This window comes from Bacteroidales bacterium (genome assembly GCA_018334875.1).
Taxonomy (GTDB): domain Bacteria; phylum Bacteroidota; class Bacteroidia; order Bacteroidales; family UBA12077; genus JAGXLC01.
On record JAGXLC010000319.1, the window covers coordinates 1 to 4,624 of the forward strand.

The 4,624-nt window shown below is 43.8% G+C and carries 3 protein-coding genes; all 3 read right to left on the reverse strand.

What is annotated here, in order from left to right; all coding sequences use genetic code 11:
* On the reverse strand, nucleotides 1-667 hold a 667-nt coding region (locus KGY70_17300; GenBank protein MBS3776958.1), incomplete at its 3' end, for a DUF1080 domain-containing protein.
* Nucleotides 668-798: 131 nt separating this feature from the next.
* Entirely contained in the window at nucleotides 799-2,535 is a 1,737-nt protein-coding gene (locus tag KGY70_17305; GenBank protein ID MBS3776959.1) for an arylsulfatase, read from the reverse strand.
* Between the two features lie 119 nt (nucleotides 2,536-2,654).
* Nucleotides 2,655-4,361: an alkaline phosphatase D family protein gene (locus tag KGY70_17310; GenBank protein MBS3776960.1), complete on the reverse strand. Its 1,707-nt coding sequence runs from the start codon at nucleotides 4,359-4,361 to the stop codon at nucleotides 2,655-2,657.
* Between the last annotated feature and the right edge of the window lie 263 nt (nucleotides 4,362-4,624).

The following is a 4,624-nucleotide window of genomic DNA, read 5'->3' on the forward strand; positions in this document are numbered from 1 at the left end:
TGTTTGCCCGGGCTTTTTCGCCGGTGAGGATTTTCATATCACGCCATCTAACTCTCAGGCCTTCTTTCTCCTCATCGTCTCCAACACTGTGCACCTGGAGGCCGATGAATCCTTCACTTGTCATGTTGTCCACCAGGTTAGCAGCCGGCACACCGTTGATCCAGGTCTGGATCGTATCGCCCAAGGCTTCTATCCGGTAGGTATTCCATTCTTCGTTTTTAAAAGCTTCTCTTGCCTCGGGGTTATCTTCCAGGTTGTATAACCAACCGCGACGAGCTTCATCATAGACCCCTGCGCTCCACGCACGATCCGAAGGGTCTATTTCAACCTGGTACCCATGGACCCGGTTATCCTTGTATTCCGGGATGCTGTTGCTGCGGATCTGTATTCCTGAATTCAGGCCGTCATCCACTTTAAAATCAACTTTGAGGATGAAATCGCCATACTGCTCTTTGGTGCATAAAAAGCTGTTGGGGATATTCAAAACGGTTTCTCCGATGATCGTGCCGTCTTCTTCATAGTAGTTGGCCTCTCCGTTTAGCTGAACCCACTGGTCGAGATTCTCTTCATTGTAAAGCCGGTCCCATTCCGGTTCTGTTTGCGTACACGAAACTGCGACAAAAAAAGAGACCGCTGCTATACTTGCAATCTTGAGTATGTTTTTCATTATTAACTGTTTTTTAGGTTATAATTGATTTACAAAGAATATTTAAGGCTTTGTTGGCTTAGCTAAATGGATCATAATTGAATATTTATTAGTAAATCATTCACTCATCCTGAAAATTAAACCCTTAGATTTCAATTATCAACGCTCTTAAACATCAGTAATCTGAAATCCATTGCTTGATCTCCGGGAATATTCCGGGCTTTAAGTGTTAACGTTCCTTTTCCTTCTTCTAAGTGGATAGTACCCATATCCATGGGCATAAAAGTCTTCACATAATATTCCCAACGATCTATCCTTTCTTTACCATGAAGCGGAGGATCATGAGCCTGATTTATTTTTCCTGTTAATTCACTAGAGGCAAAGCTCAACTCTATTGTAGAACCCAGATCTTTTTCGGGACAGGTATAGTAAATATCCACTTGGTAATCACCCTCACTCAATACTTCAACGTCCCACGTGATCTTGTCTGCAGTTTCCTTCCAATTCGTATAGAAAGAACAATTCGGTGATCGTCTGGAACGAACAATGTTCCCGTGGGCCTCTCCATCTCGGGCAGGTAATTGGGTGTATTTGAAATCAGGATGACCGATTGGGAACAAGCGGCTGTTCTTATTAATTTCCTCGGTCATTGCCTCTTCCCACTTTCTTAGGGTGTCCTCCAACCGATTTGCAATAGCAGGATTTTCCTCAGAGATATCATAGTATTGACCTCTATCTTTGGTGATGTTATATAGCTTTCCTTCATCATCGAGCCTGTATTTTTGACTTCTTACGCTGGCGCTTCCCCTCCAATAGGAGAATAGAAGCCGGTCTTTCCACAAATCTTCATTATCGGAAAGAATATTGTCCAGTCTAAGACCCGTTTCCCCTCTAAGTGCCTTTATTTCTTCCTGACTGTTTTCATTATGGAAAAGAAGAGGCTCCAGGCTCACTCCTTCAACTGGTTTGTTGGTTTCTGCCCGGATCCCTGCTAAATCTGTCAATGTGGGTAAAAGGTCAATGACTCCTGCTATCTTGTCAACTTTTGTTTTCTGTGGTATAACATTATGCCAACTGATAAACAGTGGAGAGCGTATTCCCCCTTCGTCGGTTGAACCTTTCCTGCCTTTCATACCCCCGTTCCATCTCCAGCTTTGAGGCCCGTTATCACCTAAATAGACCACAATGGTATTGGATTTTAATCCTAGTTTATCAACTTTTCCCATAAGGCGGCCAACATTCCAGTCAATGTTCTCGCAAATTGCCAGTACTGCTTTCGTGAAGCGGAGATTTTCCTTTTCCGGATCCCTGTGCCGCATATTTAATGATTTATCTTCAAATTTATCCCACCACCGGTCAGGAACCTGTAAGGGGTTATGAGGTGTATTGTAAGGGACATAAAGGAAAAAGGGTTTATTCCGGTTTTTCTCCATAAATTGCATAGCTTTTTCAGTCAGATCATTGGTGATATAACCATCGCCCTGAACAAGCCTGCCATTATGTTCGAGCATAGGACTGAAATAATGACCCCAATGGCCTGAAGCAAATCCGTAAAATTCATCAAATCCTCTTGCATTGGGATGATATGGGTATTGCATGCCATTGTGCCATTTTCCGAAAACCCCTGTTTCATATCCTGCAGACTGGAATATCTCGGCAATTGTTGTTTCATCCAGGTCCATCCGCTCTCCACCTTCAGAAGTACCGTATACATTACTATGAGGATGATAGCGGCCGGTCAGCAATTCAGCCCGCGTAGGCGAACTTACCGGAGCAACGTAAAAATTCTCAAATTGGGCTCCGCTGTGAGCCAGCGAGTCAATATGAGGGGTTTCTATATTGGTGTTGCCTGTTATGCTAAAATCTCCCCAGCCTTGGTCATCTGACATAATAACAATAACATTGGGTTTATTACCTTGATGACGTGCAGGTGTTTGAGCAATAGAATCTGTTGCTAAGCTATTTAAAATAAATGCTGATGCTGTTAAAAATGTTACTTTTTTCATAACTACCGATCAAATTCCAGTTGTGAGCGTCTTAACGTGATCTCGTTCATCACCTCATTGTCGATGTTAACGACCTTATAGGTCACTTCGGGGTCTCGTTTTTCCGTGTTGAATTTCAAAAGACCAAATGAGCATTTTTCATTATAACCAAAAATGGATTCCGGGAACACCGGATGCGTATGCACATTGGTCAGCTTCGAGCTTTCAAACTCATAAAAATCGTATCCGTCTTCCCTGGTAATCTTCCATGCATCGGAACGGTGACGGTCTGCGGAAATCAGTACTACTCCTTCAATGTTATTTTCTTCGATGAAGGAAAATATTTTTTCCCGTTCCTCTGCATAACCTTCCCAGGTATCCGACGTGCGGGGGACCTCCGTTCCCTTTGACGGAGGAAACTGACTTAATTCCGAATCACTGGGTTTCACGGTACCCGAGGGTCCGTAAACAGTTTGAGTTCCGCCTTTTACACCAAAAGACCAGGGTACGGGTGAGGCTATAACTTTAAAGGTTGCATCGGATTGTTTGAGCTTCTCAAACAGCCACTCTTTCTGAGCTTCACCCAACATATCCGGTTTCTCAAGGGTAGGAGAAGACCGGTAGTACCTGCCATCCAGCATAAAAAAGTCAACATCTCCTATGGAAAAATCCGTCCAGACACCGGGATCCTCTTCTTCTCCTCCATAATAGGGGTTGTTCCAGTTGTCCTTATATTTCTCCCATACCGGAATCTTCCATTCGGGCTCGTCTTTAGACGGGGTGCCCCAGGAATCATTCTGGCCGAAATCGTGATCATCCCATATGGCATAAATGGAAGTTCGGGCAATAAAGTTTTTATATTCCGCTGAGGAGTGGCGCCTGTAATAGCAATAATCCTGCACCTGGGGATACTTGGGATGATCGATATAGACGTTATCCCCCAGGAAAAGAAATGCCGGCAGCCAACGTGCAGAAAGCGTATTCCACATGTGGTTGTAAAACGGGGTATATCCGGCACCTCCTCCGAATCCGACCGCGAGTGTGGTGGGTTCTCCTGTTTGCGGGTAGGTACGGAAAACCCAGCGTTTATCGGTGGCTTTGTTTCCGATTTCTTTGTCCCCGACAACAACGATATACTGATATTCCGTGTTTGCTTCCAGGCCTGTAACCGGAATGGTTGCCGTGTAATCCCGGGAAGCATCCGTTTCCACCGTTTCGGATTGTATGGTCTTATCTTTGCCCAATTCTTTTACCACAACAGAGACGGAATTTTCCCTGAAAGTCCGAACCCAAAACTCGGCCCGGGAGTCTGTTACGTTACTCAGCATGGGACCATGGAGGAGGTAGGGACCGTTGTCCTTCATACGCTGCCGGAAGGGTTCACTGTTAACGAGAGGCTTGAGAAGATCCCTTGGACCGGCTAAATATCGTGAAAATGAAATGCCCAGTTCCAACGACTTGTCAACATAATCCATTGCTTTTTTTATCTCACCTTTTTGGGCATGGGCAACAGCCTGTACATAGATGGCTTCAATATCTTCGGAATTCTCATCAATAAATGATTCTGCCAGTTCAATCGCCTGATCCATTTCGCCATCGGCAATTAGCTGGATGGCTTCACGATGTTGGAAGCAATATCGTTCGGGATCAAATCCATGTTTTTGACTCAATCCATACGAAATGATACTAAGAAACAGTACTATGATTAAAGAGACTTTCGAAGGTTTCATAATGTTTTTTATTTTTGATTGATTGGACTTTCTTTAAATAGAGGATTTGAGTTACAACAACCTCTTAACTTCTTGATTTTGGACATCCATAAATAACATAAACTACCGATCAAATTCCAGTTGTGAGCGTCTTAACGTGATCTCGTTCATCACCTCATTGTCGATGTTAACGACCTTGTAGGTCACTTCGGGGTCTCGTTTTTCCGTATTGAATTCCAAAAGACCAAACGAGCATTTTTCATTATAACCAAAAATGGATTCTG

Excerpts from the sequence above, each read along its gene's own strand:
- KGY70_17310 (MBS3776960.1), bottom strand. The coding sequence starts at position 4,361 with ATGAAACCTTCGAAAGTCTCTTTAATCATAGTACTGTTTCTTAGTATC.
- KGY70_17305 (MBS3776959.1), bottom strand. The coding sequence starts at position 2,535 with ATGTCAGATGACCAAGGCTGGGGAGATTTTAGCATAACAGGCAACACC.